General features: G+C 41.5%; 14 protein-coding genes and 1 tRNA gene. 7 read left to right on the plus strand and 8 right to left on the minus strand.

Translation table 11 applies throughout. From position 1 onward, the window contains the following. Positions 1 to 27 precede the first annotated feature (27 nt). Positions 28 to 1572: a ferredoxin--nitrite reductase gene (locus ACM0OW_RS19495; RefSeq protein ID WP_414551804.1), complete on the minus strand. Its 1545-nt coding sequence runs from the start codon at positions 1570 to 1572 to the stop codon at positions 28 to 30. Between the two features lie 652 nt (positions 1573 to 2224). Between ACM0OW_RS19495 and ACM0OW_RS19500 the strand changes: the two genes are divergently transcribed. Genes ACM0OW_RS19500 through ACM0OW_RS19510 form a run of 3 tightly spaced genes read left to right on the plus strand, consistent with a single transcriptional unit; the run spans position 2225 to position 5721 of the window. After that, positions 2225 to 3913 carry an NAD(P)H-quinone oxidoreductase subunit 4 gene (locus ACM0OW_RS19500; RefSeq protein ID WP_414551805.1) on the plus strand — a complete coding sequence of 563 codons (1689 nt, stop codon included), beginning with the start codon at positions 2225 to 2227 and terminating at the stop codon, positions 3911 to 3913. Positions 3914 to 3969: 56 nt separating this feature from the next. Then, positions 3970 to 4380 (plus strand): ubiquinol-cytochrome c reductase iron-sulfur subunit, encoded by a 411-nt coding sequence (locus ACM0OW_RS19505; RefSeq protein ID WP_414551806.1) that lies wholly within the window; start codon positions 3970 to 3972, stop codon positions 4378 to 4380. 27 nt (positions 4381 to 4407) lie between these two features. Beyond that, positions 4408 to 5721 (plus strand): HEAT repeat domain-containing protein, encoded by a 1314-nt coding sequence (locus ACM0OW_RS19510; RefSeq protein ID WP_414551807.1) that lies wholly within the window; start codon positions 4408 to 4410, stop codon positions 5719 to 5721. Positions 5722 to 5735: 14 nt separating this feature from the next. Here the strand turns inward: ACM0OW_RS19510 and ACM0OW_RS19515 are convergent, their stop codons facing one another. Then, positions 5736 to 6305: a hypothetical protein gene (locus tag ACM0OW_RS19515; RefSeq protein ID WP_414551808.1), complete on the minus strand. Its 570-nt coding sequence runs from the start codon at positions 6303 to 6305 to the stop codon at positions 5736 to 5738. 590 nt (positions 6306 to 6895) lie between these two features. Here ACM0OW_RS19515 and ACM0OW_RS19520 point away from each other — a divergent pair. Beyond that, entirely contained in the window at positions 6896 to 7666 is a 771-nt protein-coding gene (locus ACM0OW_RS19520) for a hypothetical protein (protein WP_414551809.1), read from the plus strand. A 204-nt stretch (positions 7667 to 7870) separates the two neighbouring features. Here ACM0OW_RS19520 and ACM0OW_RS19525 read toward each other — a convergent pair whose 3' ends face one another. Beyond that, on the minus strand, positions 7871 to 8035 hold the full coding sequence (locus tag ACM0OW_RS19525) for a hypothetical protein (protein ID WP_414551810.1): 165 nt from the start codon (positions 8033 to 8035) through the stop codon (positions 7871 to 7873). Between the two features lie 95 nt (positions 8036 to 8130). Between ACM0OW_RS19525 and ACM0OW_RS19530 the strand changes: the two genes are divergently transcribed. After that, positions 8131 to 8736 (plus strand): hypothetical protein, encoded by a 606-nt coding sequence (locus ACM0OW_RS19530; protein WP_414551811.1) that lies wholly within the window; start codon positions 8131 to 8133, stop codon positions 8734 to 8736. 39 nt (positions 8737 to 8775) lie between these two features. On the opposite strand, the gene ACM0OW_RS19535 is transcribed toward ACM0OW_RS19530, so the two are convergent. From ACM0OW_RS19535 to pds, 4 genes are all read right to left on the minus strand, one after another. After that, positions 8776 to 10083, minus strand: a complete 1308-nt coding sequence (locus ACM0OW_RS19535; RefSeq protein WP_414551812.1) for an ABC transporter substrate-binding protein — start codon at positions 10081 to 10083, stop codon at positions 8776 to 8778. Positions 10084 to 10310: 227 nt separating this feature from the next. After that, a tRNA-Ser gene (locus ACM0OW_RS19540) sits at positions 10311 to 10402 on the minus strand. A gap of 208 nt (positions 10403 to 10610) precedes the next feature. Continuing rightward, positions 10611 to 11543 (minus strand): 15-cis-phytoene synthase CrtB, encoded by a 933-nt coding sequence (crtB, locus tag ACM0OW_RS19545; protein ID WP_414551813.1) that lies wholly within the window; start codon positions 11541 to 11543, stop codon positions 10611 to 10613. Continuing rightward, the gene (pds, locus tag ACM0OW_RS19550) at positions 11527 to 12969 is read right to left on the minus strand and encodes a 15-cis-phytoene desaturase (protein ID WP_414551814.1); all 1443 of its coding nucleotides are present in this window, start codon (positions 12967 to 12969) and stop codon (positions 11527 to 11529) included. The genes crtB and pds overlap by 17 nt, the downstream gene beginning before the upstream one ends. A 438-nt stretch (positions 12970 to 13407) precedes the next feature. Here pds and ACM0OW_RS19555 point away from each other — a divergent pair, with 438 nt between their 5' ends. Beyond that, positions 13408 to 14268: a glycosyltransferase family 2 protein gene (locus ACM0OW_RS19555; RefSeq protein WP_414551815.1), complete on the plus strand. Its 861-nt coding sequence runs from the start codon at positions 13408 to 13410 to the stop codon at positions 14266 to 14268. On the opposite strand, the gene ACM0OW_RS19560 is transcribed toward ACM0OW_RS19555, so the two are convergent. Beyond that, a complete protein-coding gene (locus ACM0OW_RS19560) occupies positions 14233 to 15132 on the minus strand; it encodes a class I SAM-dependent methyltransferase (protein WP_414551816.1) in 900 nt (299 codons plus the stop codon). The two genes, ACM0OW_RS19555 and ACM0OW_RS19560, sit on opposite strands and share 36 nt — an antisense overlap. Before the next feature lie 305 nt (positions 15133 to 15437). Here ACM0OW_RS19560 and ACM0OW_RS19565 point away from each other — a divergent pair, with 305 nt between their 5' ends. Continuing rightward, positions 15438 to 16256 carry a 2OG-Fe(II) oxygenase gene (locus tag ACM0OW_RS19565; protein WP_414551817.1) on the plus strand — a complete coding sequence of 273 codons (819 nt, stop codon included), beginning with the start codon at positions 15438 to 15440 and terminating at the stop codon, positions 16254 to 16256. Positions 16257 to 16345: the final 89 nt, after the last annotated feature.

Consider the following 16345-nt stretch of genomic DNA (forward strand, 5'->3'; position numbering starts at 1 on the left):
AAGCTCCTCTGAAAGAGGCATTACGAATTACGAATTATTCAGTTCTGCCCCAAAATGCTGGATGAGTAAATCTCGCAATACAGGCTGTAAATCTTCGCAGGGGATGCCTTTTTGTACGCAGTCGCCTAAATGCGCGTCTTTGCCAACTGTGCCACCCATATATATGTCTACGCCTTCTACAGGTTTGCCATCTTTACGAGCTTTGGTTCCCATCAAACCGATGTCTGCGACTTGAGGCTGTCCGCAGGAATTAGGGCAACCAGTCCAGTGAATTCGCACCGGACGAGTGAGGGTTAACTCAGCTGCTAAGGCTTCAGCCATTTCCAAGGCGCGGTTTTTGGTTTCGATTAAGGCAAAGTTACAAAACTGTGCGCCTGTACAAGAAACAAGCGATCGCGTTAACATATCTGGGTTAACTGGAAATCTCTGTAGGAGCGACTCTGTTAAAAACGTTGCCAAACGCGAGTCAGGAATATTAGGAATAATGATGTTTTGCTCAACTGTAAACCGAACCTCCCCACTGGCATAAACCTCAGCTAAACTGGCAATTTCAAACATATCCTGGGCATACAGCCGACCCACAGGAATATTTAAGCCTACGTAATTTAATCCTGCTTGCTTCTGTTTATATACCCCAATATGGTCGCGTTTTTCCCAGTCAATTTCGTCTTTAGCAGCTGCGGGTAACAGTGTTTTACCCAAACGCGTTTCTACTTCTGAACGAAACTTTTCTATCCCCCATTCATCAATTAGCCACATTAAGCGAGACTTGAGACGATTAGCCCGTAAGCCGTTGTCACGATAAACTTCTAAAACTGCTCTACATACAGCCACTACATCCTCTGGAGACACCCAAGCATTAAGGGGAATCGCCGCCTCACAACGTTTGGCTGAGAAAAAGCCACCGACAAGGATGTTAAAGCCGAATGTTTGTGTTGAGTCAAAGGCTGGAACAAAGGCTAAATCGTTAATTTCTGCGTGAACTGAATTATCACGACCTCCTGCGATCGCAATATTAAATTTTCGTGGTAAGTTGCTAAACTCTGGGTTTCCTTGTCCTTTATTAGTCAGCATATCTTGAACTTGCTGCACTAATTCTCTGGTGTCAAATAACTCATCCGCATCTAACCCAGCTACAGGATCGCCTGTGATATTACGGACATTATCCATCCCAGATTGGACGCTGGTTAAACCAACTGAGTGAAATTTCTCAAAGATATCTGGTAAATCTTCAATTCTGATACCCCGTAGTTGAATATTCTGTCTGGTAGTAATATCAGCACTACCATCATCTCCGTAACGCTGTAATACTGCCGCTAAAACACGCAATTGAGGGCTAGTCAGAACACCATTAGGTATACGCATCCGCATCATAAACTTACCTGGGGTGACTGGGCGAAAAAATACACCTAGCCATTTGAGGCGATGATCACGGTCGTTTACGTCCATTGCTTCCCAACCTAGAGAAGCAAATTGTTGTATTTCTTCCTTAACAGCCAGTCCATCTTTTTCGGCTTTGAGTTTCTCAAACTTATTGAGGTTAGTTTTGCTAGTAGTTACTGTATCTGTCATGAACTGACTCTCATATAAATACTCAGTAAATGGGAAACGAGCGCGTCTTTAGCCCAACATCAATTAAGTCCTAGTTTTTTGATTACTAGGTCGATGAAAAACGGATATCTGTTTGTGGCTAATTTCTCGGAAGGAAAGAGTCTTCCCTGGTGACTCATCTGCTACTTGATGACAAGCAAGATGCAAGTCTATCGAGTCAACTCAAATTGTAGTTAGTTGGGAAACGGTTGTAATTTTTAGCATTGAAGAATTTGTCAAGCAGGTTTGGTTACTGTTTATGTAACGATTTCGATACTCATCAGGTTAAGGTGAGTTTATAGTTAAAATCGTATAAATTGTTACGTTTTTTAAAATAAAATGTGAAAAATGTATCGAATCAATGCGATTTTTGCATCAAAGTCTTTTTTGTTTAAAAAATAACCGTTGATACACCCCACCTTCATTCCTGTACTTACATCACCAAATAGGCAGCAAGTACTTATTACTGTGAGTTTTGATAACAATAAGCTTTTTGTATAACTCAGTTTAAGCGGCGTTTATCGGCGATTAATTATTGATTTTTCGACTTTTCTCATGTCAATACATATTAAAAAATTATTAAAAACTCCAGTAATATGACATTATCTATAAATAAGTATTATTTCTTAGTGATATGATGGCAGACCAATTTCCCTGGCTAACCGCGATTGTCCTGCTACCATTCATTGCTGCTCTAGTTATCCCTGTGCTACCCGATAAAGACGGCAAGTGGATACGATGGTACGCTCTGGGTGTGGGAGTTGTAGACTTAATCTTGATGTGCTACGCCTTTTGGCATCATTACGATGCCAGCAATACTACTTTTCAACTAGAAGAAAATTATAGCTGGATGCCTCAATTAGGTCTTAATTGGGCAGTTGCTGTAGATGGGTTATCAGTTCCCTTTGTACTTTTAGCCGGACTGGTGACGACACTGGCGATTTTTTCAGCTTGGCAAGTTGACCGCAGACCCCGGCTTTTCTATTTCCTGATGCTAGTCTTGTACTCGGCGCAGGTAGGGGTATTTGTTGCCAAGGACTTGCTGCTATTTTTCATCATGTGGGAAGTAGAGCTAATTCCCGTCTATCTACTTATATGTATTTGGGGTGGGCAGAAGCGTCGTTACGCCGCGACAAAATTTTTAATCTATACAGCTGCGGCTTCTATATTTATTCTGGTAGCAGCACTAGCAATGGGGCTTTACGGTGGCGGTAATGTCAGTTTTGATTTAGTTGATTTAGGACTGAAGGATTACCCCCTGAATTTGGAACTATTGCTATATGCAGGATTGCTGATTGCCTTTGGTGTCAAGTTGGCTGTGTTCCCCATGCACACTTGGTTGCCAGATGCTCACGGAGAGGCTTCTTCTCCAGTATCGATGATTCTTGCAGGTGTATTGCTGAAGATGGGCGGATACGGATTAATTCGCCTAAATTTAGAAATTCTTTCTGATGCACATATTTACTTTGCACCAGTTCTAGCTATTCTGGGGGTTGTCAATATTATCTATGGTGCTTTGAACTCCTTCGCCCAAGGAAATATGAAGCGTCGGCTGGCTTATTCGTCGATTTCTCACATGGGATTCGTACTATTAGGTATTGCTTCCTTCACTGATTTGGGCATTAGCGGTGCAATGTTGCAGATGATTTCCCACGGTTTAATCGCATCGGTGCTATTTTTCTTGGCGGGTGTGACTTATGACCGCACTCGGACGATGATCATGGATGATCTGGGTGGTATTGGTCAGGTGATGCCGAAAGTATTTGCACTATTTACAATCAGCGCGATGGCTTCCCTAGCTCTTCCTGGGATGAGTGGCTTTGTCGGCGAACTTGCGGTTTTTGTGGGCATAACTACCAGCGATGTCTATAGTTCAGCCTTCTGCATCGTGACAGTTTTCCTCGCCGCAGTGGGAGTTATCCTCACGCCAATTTATCTGCTCAACCTGCTGCGAAAGGTATTTTACGGCAGTAGTGCAGCCTTGATGTGTGACGTTAATAATGCAGCTTTGGAAAATCTGGAGGATGAGGGAACGGCTTGTTTTGGTACTGACTGTTTGCTACCCGATGAAACCGTTTATAGCGATGCTAAACCGCGTGAGGTATTTATTGCTGCCTGTTTTATAGTGCTAATTATCGGTATTGGGTTTTACCCCAAGTTAGCTATGCAAATGTATGATGCGAAGACTGTGGCGGTAAATGCTCAGGTACGCCAATCTCTGATGACTATTTCCCAAACAAATCCCAACGTTTATGCTCAAGGTTTTTTCGTTCCTACTATCCCAGCCTCGGAAGTCGCGCCTGTTTTGGGAGTTGTTAAGTAATTTTGTTGACCTGTTAAGATAATGGTCAATAAATATTACAGTGAATTTCTAGAACTATGAAACGTCGTGACTTCATTAATTGGGTAGGTTTGAGTGCAATAATTAGTAGCCTACCTGTGGCGATCGCGGCTTGTTCTGACCAAACAGTTACATCTGACGATTGGCAAACTGTGGGGACTGTGGCAGAGTTAGATAAAGATGGTCAATTGTCAGTCAAAAACTTGCCATCTGTGAATGTTTTATTAGTCGGTACATCTGAGAGTGAAAATCTCATAGCTGTTAACCCTACTTGTACTCACTCAGGTTGCACTGTGGCATGGAACGCTGAAGGCAATAAATTTGCTTGTCCTTGTCATGGTGCAGAATATAGCAGTGATGGTCAGGTGCAAAGAGGCCCGGCGACAAAACCACTCAAAACTTACACAGCTAAGATTGAGAATAATTCTGTTTTAGTTAAACCAAATTAGCGCTCTTTCCCCACCCTATTTGCAAGCATGGTGAATCAGATCAACCAGCTTTTAGTCCAAGCACAAGCCGCATCTGATGCAGCAGATTGGTCATTACTGATTCAATATCTCCAAAAGTTGATGTTGAAACTAGACTCTAACCACCCAAAACTAGATCAAAATCGGCAAGATGTGCTGGAATTAGCACTTTCAATTTTAGAAATGGGAGATTTTCAGCAACGTTGGGATATTGCCAAAGTGTTGCGGCAATTAGGAAACATTGCTATCCCCCCATTGATTGATATTCTGGAAGATGAAGAGGCCGAAGAAGATTTACGTTGGTATGCAGTTCGCACTTTGGGGGAGTTTCAACACCCGGATGCCATAGTGTCTTTAGTAGAGTTGCTGAAAACCAGCGAAAATCAAGAACTCAAGGCTATGGCTGCATCAGCTTTAGGGCAAATGGGGACTGCGGCGATTACGGCACTGACTGCACTTTTGGCTGAGGAAAAGACCAAACTTTTAGCAGTGCGATCGCTTGCTTATATTCGCACTCAGGAGACAATTACACCTTTATTAAGTATTGTCCAAGATGCACAAGCCGTAGTCCGTAGCGCTACCCTAGAAGCCCTCAGCAGCTTTCATGACCAACGTGTACCACAAGTTCTATTAAATGCTTTGGATGACGTTGCAGCCACTGTCAGAGGTGCAGCAGTGCAGGGTTTAGGTTTTCGCCCTGATTTATCGACAGAATTAGATTTAGTAACGAGATTGCAACCCAGATTATACGATTTTAATCTTGAAGTTTGTTGTGCAGCGGCGATCGCTCTTTCCCGAATGGGGACTGATGCGGCGGCGCAGCATTTATTTGAGGTGTTAGTTTTACCCAATACACCACTCAAACTACAATTAGAAATTATTCGGGCTTTAGTCTGGGGGGAAACTTTATCTGGGTTGTCATATTTGCAACAAGCACTTAATCAAACCACATCAGAGACACTTTGGCAGGAAATTATCACAGTTTTGGGGCAAGTGCAAAAGCCGCAATTAATGAAACCAGCCGCCGAAATATTATTAAATATTTTGCAGTTACAGCATCCCATCACAGTTGTAAATCCTTTGGGAGCTAATATTAAAAGTGCGATCGCATTAGGTTTGGGACAGTTAGGAAATAATCAAGCTGTTGAACCATTGATTTTATTGCTAGCAGATACCAATCAAATTGTCAGATTACACGCGATCGCCGCACTGAAAAAACTGGACGCAGAAGTTGCATATCAACAGTTACAGCGATTAGTCCATAATTCCACAATCACACCGGATTTGCAACAAGGAGTTGCGATCGCTTTGGCGGAATGGTAGCAATCTCAATGTTTTTATTCACCATTTAAACCAACGGCTGCAATTGCTGTGACTACTTGGGGGTGCAGTGTGCAGTACCAAACATCTTTCAAATTCCACTCAACAATCAGTGCAGTAGGAAATGGAGAATCATCAGAGTGCTTGGGTAATGACCAATTTAAGTGTTCTGCAATCATCATCCCTAATCTTGCATATTGAAGATTTACTGCGCTGCCACTCTTATAATTAGCTGCTTGAGCAAGTTCGGATGTCGATGCCGTGTAATCAGGTGCATGATAATGAAAATGTAACATGGCACGATGTCCGGTTGTTAATTTTGGTGCGATCGCTTTGAAAGCTTTTGTGTATTCCTCGGCGGAAGGGAGAGATGCTGTAATCTCGGAGTCAGGTATATCCATCACTTCTTGCATATCATCTAGCGCTGAGGAAATCAATTCACTACAGAAAGCACTTTTCGAGTAACCCATGAGTTCAGCAAGTTTTTCTAGGCGCGAGTTGTCTTTTTTTGTTAATGTCACTGAAAATCTCATTGACTCTTCCTGACTTTGCAAAACCTTGTGTGCTAGTTTGTGAACTTTATTCATAATCAGATTTAGAATCAAAAGTTGAACCAAATTTAACACCAGATTAGTATAAGCGTCAAATCAGAGCAGAAGTGACCAAACTCATACCAAGGTGCAGTAAGGAACAGAGTTGCTAATGAAAAAAATCTCCCACTGCTCAGAAATAGCAGAGAGGAGATTTACTGTTAAAGTTCGTCAGGTGATCGGAATAGCTATTTATTTAGTATTAATCACCGCTACTTTCATTCCTCCTAAAGATAGATAAATATTACTGGGATATTTTCAGATATTCGGAAACTGAGACGAATTCGGAAAAAATACTGCTAAAATTTCGCATATTTGAGCTTCAGCGTAGCGCGATCGCCCGATTCCTGCGAATTTAGAGCCGAAAGACAAGCAAAGTTTGATTAAATACTAGCAATTTAAGTGTAATTACTCTCTGACAGCTTCGGCACTGCTGATTTTTTCTACCCCTTATTTAGTATTTTTAACAAGACTTACGTCTACTTAGGGATGTAATAACTGATGGTGTGATGTTACAGTTTGACTATCGCCCTATTTGGTTGAATCATAAGTAAAGAGTGCCAATTATGGCAAAATTTTAGTAAGGAGTGAATGTGAACAATCTTATTCTTTTCTACAACACCCTACGCGCCCGCAAAGGTTTATTTTACTTACCCTGTGTAGCTGCCCTGTCAGTATTGGGTACTAGTTTACCGGCGGTTGCTGAAACAGTAGATACTCAAGTACTCACTGAGTCTGCTGTAAATGCAACATCTGCCGATGCCACTGATTTACAGGAATTTCCCAACGCTAATCCCCAGGAAGTTGCTAATCGAACACTTACACCTGTACCAGGAACCGCTTTAACTTCATCAGCAGCCTTAATTCCTGAATCAAAACCAACTGCTCAATTTCCTTCTACTCAGGTAGCACAAGCAGATATCGATTTGGGTAGACCTACTCGTGGCGGTAGAAGCTATGTCGGCGTTGCTGGTAATATTGGTGTAGCAGGTGGTGACTCATCTTTAGGTGACGGTAATTTTGCAGTCATTAGTAAAGTTGGATTGACAAATAGCATCTCGGTACGACCATCAGCCGTATTTGGTAACGACACCACAATTTTGCTTCCTATTACCTACGACTTCAACTTGCAACAGGCAGATCCATTTGATGAACCCTTAGCGATCGCGCCTTATGTTGGAGTAGGTGCAGCTATTAAAACTGGTGGTGATTCAAGCACTGCCTTGTTAATCACGGGTGGAGTTGATTTTCCTCTTAATCCTCAATTCACGGCTACAGCTTCTTTGAATGCCGGATTTTTTGATGAGACTGATATCGGTTTATTGTTAGGAGTTGGTTACAATTTCACTGGTTTCTAATTACATAATCTGAAAAATAGAAGGCAAAAGTGATGCTCACTTTTGCCTTTTGTATTTTATAACTTTTAAATTTCTTTACTTTTCATGAACCTAAATAAAGTATATAGCCTTTACTAATCATATAAGGTACATCATAGCCCCCTCCTCGCTTGCACCGGAGGGGGTTGGGAGTGGGGTTCTTGTACCTCAGCAGACTAGGAAACGCTATAGAGGTGAGATAATAGTAATGTCGGTGACATCGTGAGTATCACTGGACAATACATGATTTTGTATCTTGATATGATGCCTAAATTCGGCAATAATATCGAAAATTTCTACTATCACAGTTAAATTGCCACAGTGACGCAACAGATTAACCAATAATGCCACTTTCTAGGTTGGGATTTGGTCTGAATTTTTGCAGTAATTATTTTAGTTTGTATAATAACAAATAAATCTTTAATCAAAATCTAGCATTTATATATATGAATAAACCTGACCAGTCCTCTGATCACACTGCAAACTTTGTGGTGGAAAAGCAAAAAGAAGCAGAACTCATCCATGATGTGCTTCTATTGCTGCAAAATATGATTTCTAGAGAAGAAACTACAATCAAGCTAGTATTGGATTCTCTTTATCATATAGGGTCAATTAATCTGATTAACCAGAAGTTTCGTTCTCGGACTCTCAAGAGAAGTCTGAAACTAATTTCCAGGACATCCAAGCCAGTATTTAGGATTTTGGCTTGGCGCTGGTTTCAAAAGAATGGTTCTCAATTAATTACTAACTGGCTGCAAACTCAAGTGGCTTTTAAAATCACACAGCAACCACAAGCAGCTAAAGCCGAATTAGTTCTGGAAGATCCCGAAACCAGTCAAAATTATCCTCCCAAGCCTCAGTATCAGCTTCAGGAAGTCAGACATCTTCGTTCCCAGGTGACATTACTCACTGGTATTTTGGCTGGAGTCGTGACTATATTCGGTGGTAGCTTTGTGTGGTTGGGTTATTCCCTAGAGCGATCGCATCTGCAAACAATTGTCGAATTACAAACTCAGGTGAAAACTCTAGAAGCTAGCGTCAATGAGCCATAGCCCACAAAGGTGGGCTGTATAGCTCTACCTGGACAACTTTTATTGAGGAGTAGGATTTACTTTGTCAATCACCTGAATTTTGCCATCTGCTTCTACAGTCCAAACATCGTAGACACCGACAACATCACCATTAGCATCAACATCAACGTTGCCACTAGCCCCTTGATAGTTAATGTCTTGACCTTCTCTAAGTAACTTCAGACCCGCGCAGACATCAGTAACTTCTGTACCAGGCTCATTGGCAACTTCACGGATTTTGCTAGCAATCCCAACGCCTGTATTTTCCTGCGCCGCTTGTGCTGCAAGTACCAACAAAGCAGCAGCATCCCAAGCTTGGGGAGCGTATTCCCCTGGTGAACTGCCTTTTTTCTCTTGCCATAGCTTGTTGAAATCTGCCAATGCTTTACCATCGGAACCGGGTACTGTACCCAACGCCCCAGCTAAGAGATATCTCCCATCAGCGCCTTTACCTACTTGCTCAGGAAAAGTGGGTGCTTTGACTCCATCTGTGAGCATAATTTGCACACCATCCGTCAAACCTTGCTGGTAAGCAGTTTTGAGGAGGAGACTACCTGTTTCAGCATAAAGAACTGCGATCACTGCATCTGGTTTTCCCGCAAAAGCAGCAGCAGCTTCGGTATCAAATGTTTGTGCTTTGGGATCGTAGCGGACAGGCTGATCTTTATTAACTACAGTTCCACCCAATTTTTCAAAAGTTTCGACAAAGGCTTTTTCAAACCCAACGCCATAGTCGTTATTAATCACAACTGTAGAAACTCGCTTGAAACCTTTTTGATTAGCTAGTTGAGCTAATGCTAAAGCTTGGTAGGTATCAGGAGGTGCAGTCCGCGCCCAAAAGCTTTTAAAATCTCCTGCTTGGGCTTTCTCTGTAAACACTGGACTGGTGCTACCAGGAGAAATCATCATCACTTGATTCGGTACAGCAACTGAGACAGCAGCAGTAGAAACGCTACTAGCAAAGGAACCAACTACACCCGCTACTTTATCCAGAGTTGCTAATTTTGTCATCCCAGCTGCACCTGCTCTGGGGTCGGTTTGGTCGTCTACTTCTACGAGGGTAACTGGTTGCCCATTCACACCTTCGCAAGCGTTCACAGTCTCGACTAACAAGGGAACTGAGCCTGACATTTGCTGTCCAATGGCGGCTAAATCACCAGTTGCGGGTAGTAAAGAACCTATTTTTAGCCCTTGACCACTATTGGTTGTGTTTCCTGGAGTATTATCAGTTGTAGTATTGGTGTTATTAGCATTGTCGCAAGCTCCCAAAAGAAAACCTGTTGCTAGAGTAGCTATACTCAACGCTAAGGCAGTATTAATTTTTGGCATAGTTTACTTTTACTCCTCAGATATTTAGGAGCCTAAAAGTAAGATTCAAACTAGGTTTTTAGGTTAGCCCAATCTTAACAGGCTCTAAAGGATAAATAATAGCATCTACCCAGAGGAGTAAAGCTTTTTACCAATACATCAAGATTTATTGGTTTGTTTAATATTAGTTTAGCTAGTCTTACCCAAACTTGAGGTATGGGTGAAAACTAGATTTAAATAACTGAAAACGGAGAGGGAGGGATTCGAACCCTCGGTACGGAGTTACCTGCCGTACAACAGATTAGCAATCTGTCGCTTTCGACCACTCAGCCACCTCTCCAGGTGGTCTACAGATAATAACGTTAGCAGACTTTTTCGAGTTAGTCAAGTCTCAGTGAGCAAATAATTCGTAATTCGTAATTAATAGACAGAGCTACTTCATTTATCAATGGGTAAAACAGAAATGCAGTCAATTTTTCCAGTTTTTCTGAATTTATTTATGGTGTGCAGAATTTACGAATTACGAATTATTCTGACTACTGTCCTGATTAAAGCACTTGCGATCGCATCCACGCTACTGGCAAAGAACGTAATTTTTGCCATTGGGGTACGTAGGCACGCCGAGTAAACACATTGTAATCGTTGCGTTCAATTATGGTTAAAATTCGACTGTAATGCATGAGAGCTGCCCATACAGGCCAACGAGCATCACCAGATAGGTAAGTAATACCTCTTTCGGCTTTAGTATAAAACTGTCTAGCTCTGTTAATTTGAAACCGCATCAGGGAGCGCCAACGGTCATCAACTACACCTTTAAACAAGTCTTGCTCGGTGTAATTAAATCGCGCCAAATCCTCTAGAGGAATATAAATGCGCCCACGTTGTGCATCTTCGCCCACATCTCTGAGGATGTTGGTGAGTTGTTTAGCAATTCCCAAGGCAATTTCTTCAGCAGTGGGCATATAAGGCTGTTGTTGACAGTTCCACGGGGCGGTATTTCTGGTTTCATCCAAACCCATGACTGACGTTGACATTAAGCCAACAGTGCCAGCGACGCGGTAACAGTAGAGGTATAAATCCTCAAAGGTTTCATAGCGACTGCGATATAAATCCATTTGCTGACCAGCAATCATATCCCGGAAGGGCTGAATGTCCATTGGAAAGCGTCGAACAGTATCGGCCAAAGCTACATCATAATTTTCGACTGGATGTCCAGCAAAAATTGATTCCAGTTGTTTTTCCCATAAATCTAGGGTTTCTGGCGTAGTCATGGCACATCCTGGGCCATCTACCAGTTCATCTGTGCGGCGACACCAGGCGTAAATCGCCCAAATAGCAGGACGTTTTTCTTCGCTCAGGAGCAAAGTGCTGAGGTAAAAAGTCGCGGAATACTTGGCTATAAGTTGCCGACAAAGTTTGTAGGACTCGTCTACAGAGACCAGCGTTTTCATGCGCGGAGGGGAATCAGGCAGTTGCAGCATTCGTTGCGGGCGGTCGGGTTGGCGTTTGCAGGTCGTCTGAGGAATTTGTTACCGGGCTTGCTTGTGAAATCGCTTGCGCTGTCAGCTTACCAGAAAGTACTGCACCTTCCATACTGGCTAAGTAGCGTTGCATGGTGTAATCCCCAGTCAAATAAAAGTTAGCGATGGGGGTTGTTTGCGAGGGGCGGAACTGTTGGCGACCTGGGGTCGCTTTGTAAACTGAACGCGGTGTTTTCACAACATGGGATTTGAGCAGTTTTGCGGGATTTTCTCCCCCAAAATGGTCAGGGAAGAGTTTTTCCAACTCAGCAATCGTGGCGGTGACAATTTCCTCATCCGATTTGGTGATCCAATCTTTTGCCGGAGCTAAAACTAATTCCAGCATTGAACGCTCAGAATTAGCATATTCGCGACAAGCATTGCTCATATCAGCATAAACGCTGAGGAGGGGCGATCGCGAAAATAGTAGGTGATCAATTTCTGTCAGTTTCCGGTCAAACCACAAATGTACGTTAATTACGGGTACACCTTCGAGGCCTTCTAGCTTCTGGAAACACTCCAATTGCTTCCAAGGTTCTGGGAGCATCACCTTCAGGGGGTCAACAGGCATAGCCGACACATACAAGTCAGCCGTTAAAACTTCATCTTCTGCCCCATTTAACCCTCTGAGCAAAAATCCTTTGACAGTGCCATCAGGGTTAAGCAAAATCTCTTTTAACGGAGCATTGAGGCGGACTTCACCACCACCCTGGGTGATGTGGTCTACTATAGGCTGACACAATCGCTCTGTAGGTGAACCATCTAAAAACGCCATTTTTGAGCCGTTTTTTTCCTGGAGGAAGCGATTTAGGGCAGTTAGCAAGATTGTGGCAGAAATTTCATCAGGGCCAATAAAATTCAGTGATTTGCACATAGCAATAAACACTTCGTCATTGACCCGTTCAGGAATGTTCTGTTTTCGCAACCACTCTGTCCAAGAGTATTTGTCCATTTCCTCAACGTATTTCTGACCCTGAACCATTGCTGGAATCAGACCTAAGCCAAATTTAATTTTTTCTGGCCATGTCAGCATATCGTTGTTTCTCAGAATTGCCACTACACCATTTAAGGGGGCTGGCAAATCCGGGAAATCGAAGCGGCTGTAAGTTCCTGGCGCTTCGGGCTGGTTGAAAATCATTGAGTGTTCTTTCCACTGCAATCGATCTTCAATATCCAGTTCTTTAAATAGCTGCAACATATTGGGATATGCGCCAAAGAAGATATGTAGACCTGTCTCGTACCAGTCTCCATCTGAATCTTTCCACGCCGCCACTTTGCCACCCAATACATCCCGGCGCTCCAAGACAATGGGAGTGTGACCTGCGTCTGTGAGATATTTCGCGCAGGATAGTCCTGCTAGTCCAGCACCCGCGATCGCTACTCGCATTTAAACTTACTGCCTTTCAATATTTTTTGATCCTTTTATCGTTCTCATTATACGTTGCAATCCGTTACATTTGGCAGGGATTGTGCGATCGCTTCCACAAAAACTTCTTTCAAAGGCAATTTTGCGGTGATACATCAACAACATCAGAACGCCAAAATCACCACAACTCCAGGAATAAGGTGATTCTTTTGCTATGTACTCACTTTTTGACATTACGCTCAAATATCCTGAAGATATAGATTAATTTATGTATTTTTTTGGTATAATTTCATGTAAATTTTTACCTAGTGCTAGGATACAAAGCATTGCTATCAATGTAATTAAAATTACAGGTAACAAAAGAAATAGTTGTTCTCCATATAGAGGAGTTCCAGTATTAGCACTTATAATTAGCCCCAGAATAATCAATTACAAACTACAAAAATTATTTCATCTCCTATGGAAACACCTACTACAGACAATTGGTTGAATTCTGATCGCATGATTACATCAATGTTAGGACACATTACGCCTCTGATTCTCACTTATAATGAAGCCGCCAATATTGAACGCACTATTGAGCGTCTGGGTTGGGCTAAAAATATTATAGTTATTGATAGCTATAGTACCGATACAACCCTAGAAATCCTGAACTCCTATTCACAAGTTCAGGTATTTAAACGTAAATTTGATACTCACGGTCAACAATGGAACTATGGCTTAGAGCAAGTGCAATCCCCTTGGATACTTTCTCTAGATGCAGATTATCTAGTGACAGATGAATTAATCTCAGAAATGGCTGCTTTACCTGTGGATGGAGAAATTGATGGTTACTTTGTCAGTTTCAAATATTGTGTCTTGGGCAAACCCGTTCGTAACACCAGAATACTTCCTCCCCGTCAAGTTCTATTTAAAAAAAGCAAAGCTATTTATATTGATGACGGACATACACAAGTTTTACAAGTAACTGGTAAATCATCTATACTCTCTGCCTATCTCTACCACGATGACCGCAAATCATTTAGTCGTTGGTTATGGTCACAAGAACGGTATACAGTGCTGGAAGCTAAGAAAATCCTAGAAACTCCCATCAACGAACTTGATTGGGCGGATCGTATCCGGAGAAAAAAAGTCTTAGCCCCAGCGATGATATTTATCTATTGTTTAATTCTCGAAGGCTGGATTTTCGATGGTTGGCATGGTTGGTATTACGTTTTTCATCGTGTTTTAGCCGAAACTATCCTGGCAATTCGGATCATTGAAGGGGAGAAATTACAACAACAATCAAGCCATACGAGTAGCGACACACATCAAAGTTAATGCAGCTTCTGGGGAATTTGGATTTATACCCGATAATCTCTGAGCTAGACGATACTTCAGAAATGGTTTACCATAATTACCCTTTAGTGCTTCTGCACCTACTACATGGTTATGGGGGTAAACCTTCACAGCAAATCCCATCGGTTCTAGTATTTCAGAGAACATCTCTGATGTGACACCATCAAGAGCTTTGTGATGTACCTCTGTTGCCAAACCCCAGGATTGTTCTTCTGCTGTGGAATGTCCGCCTCGCTGAATATACTGATAAAGTGGCAAACGTAACTGCCACAATAGCAAACCTAAACCTTTAAACTGGTAAGCACTTTTTTGGGGATCGTGATCTGTGATTAAAAGCCCACCAGGACGCACCAATTTAGCAGCCTCTTGCAAAACTTTTGCCATATCATCGCAATGATGCAGGCTGGCATTAAGCATGACAATATCAGCAAACCCAGACACAAAAGGTAGATTTTGGGCATCGGCGAGAACTGTTGTATATCCCAGTGGACGAGCCATTTTCAGTGCGCCCAGAGAAACATCTACGCCCAGTAATAACTGCGGTTCGCCACAAACCTCTTTGAGAGAAGCATACACATTGCCTGGGCCACAACCAATATCCACTACTATTTTGCCTTGCCAACTACCAATCACGGCTTGCCAAAGTTCTATAAACTTTTCATCTCTATGACAAGCTTCAAAATAATTTAATCCCCATTTTGGATGCCCAAAGTAATAGCTGTTGGCTTGGATAGCTGGTGAAGGATTTAAAATTGGGCAAATAATAATACTATCTGCATCCCGTCTATCAATTTCGTTTGGTTGAGCAAAATACTGTAAGCAGTTTGTCTCGACTTCGTTTAACATCTCCTACAACCTTTAACCTTTAAATGTGTATTTACTTAAATCTTTTGTGGGAGAGCAAAGTATAATAAAGTCCAAGCATTCCTCGGTTATTATTTATAATAGGGTATGAATCAGTTGATGTAAATTTATTTTGGACATTTTTAAATTGTTAGGAAAATATCACATATTAACAGATGATTAATCTTTTGTTAGAGGAAAACGTGAATTATGATGGTTATAGTTTTCGCAGTATCTAATCATGCCACTTTTGGAGAAATTATATATAATGTTCAAGACATTTTTGCTCAATCCGGAGAAAATCATCAATGCTAGACAAAACTTTGAGGAACTACTATGCCGAGCAAATTTTCAGTAAACTCGAACAAAGTAAATCGGCTTTAAAACAAGAGTTTTCCCTGGGAAACCGGATAAACACCTGCTACTTAGACGATTTATTAAGTACAGATGATGTATTAAAAATCTATAACGCATTTCCTGAGAAAGAAGACTTATTACAGTTAAAAGACCTCAGAGAGCATAAATATGTTGGCATACAATTAGATAAGTATAATTCTATTTTAGAAGAAATTATTTATGCCTTTCAGGATGTCAGAATAGTTAAGTTAATAGCCGAAATAACCGGCTTTCAAGAATTGATGCCAGACGAATACCTCTATGCTGGTGGCGTTAGCCTCATGGAATATGGCTGTTTTTTAAATCCTCATTTGGATAATTCCCATGACAAAGATATTAATAACTATCGAGTTTTAAATTTACTATATTATGTCACTCCCGATTGGCAAGAAAAGTATGGCGGTAATTTAGAACTTTGGGATCAACATTTAAAGCAGCCTTGTCGAACTATTCATAGTAAGTTCAATCGGCTAGTTATTATGGTTACTAACAAAAATTCTTTGCATTCCGTTAGCCCAATTAACTATCATGGTCGGCGTTGTTGCGTGTCTAACTACTATTTTTCACCACAGCCTGCTGATGCACAAAATTATTACCATGTTACGTCTTTCAGAGGTCGCCCAGAACAAAATTTGAGAGATATAGTTTTGAGAGGAGATGCGAAATTAAGAAATATAGTGCGTAAAATCTTTAAACATGGAATTAAAAAACCTCATTTTTATAAAAAATAAAGCAATAAGAGTGACTATTTTTTAGTATTTTTAGTATAAGTAATGGCTATTTTCAATTGAAATAGCCATGATAATCCTGAATTTTGTAT

This window comes from Anabaena sp. CCY 0017 (assembly GCF_963920885.1).
Lineage (GTDB): Bacteria > Cyanobacteriota > Cyanobacteriia > Cyanobacteriales > Nostocaceae > Nodularia.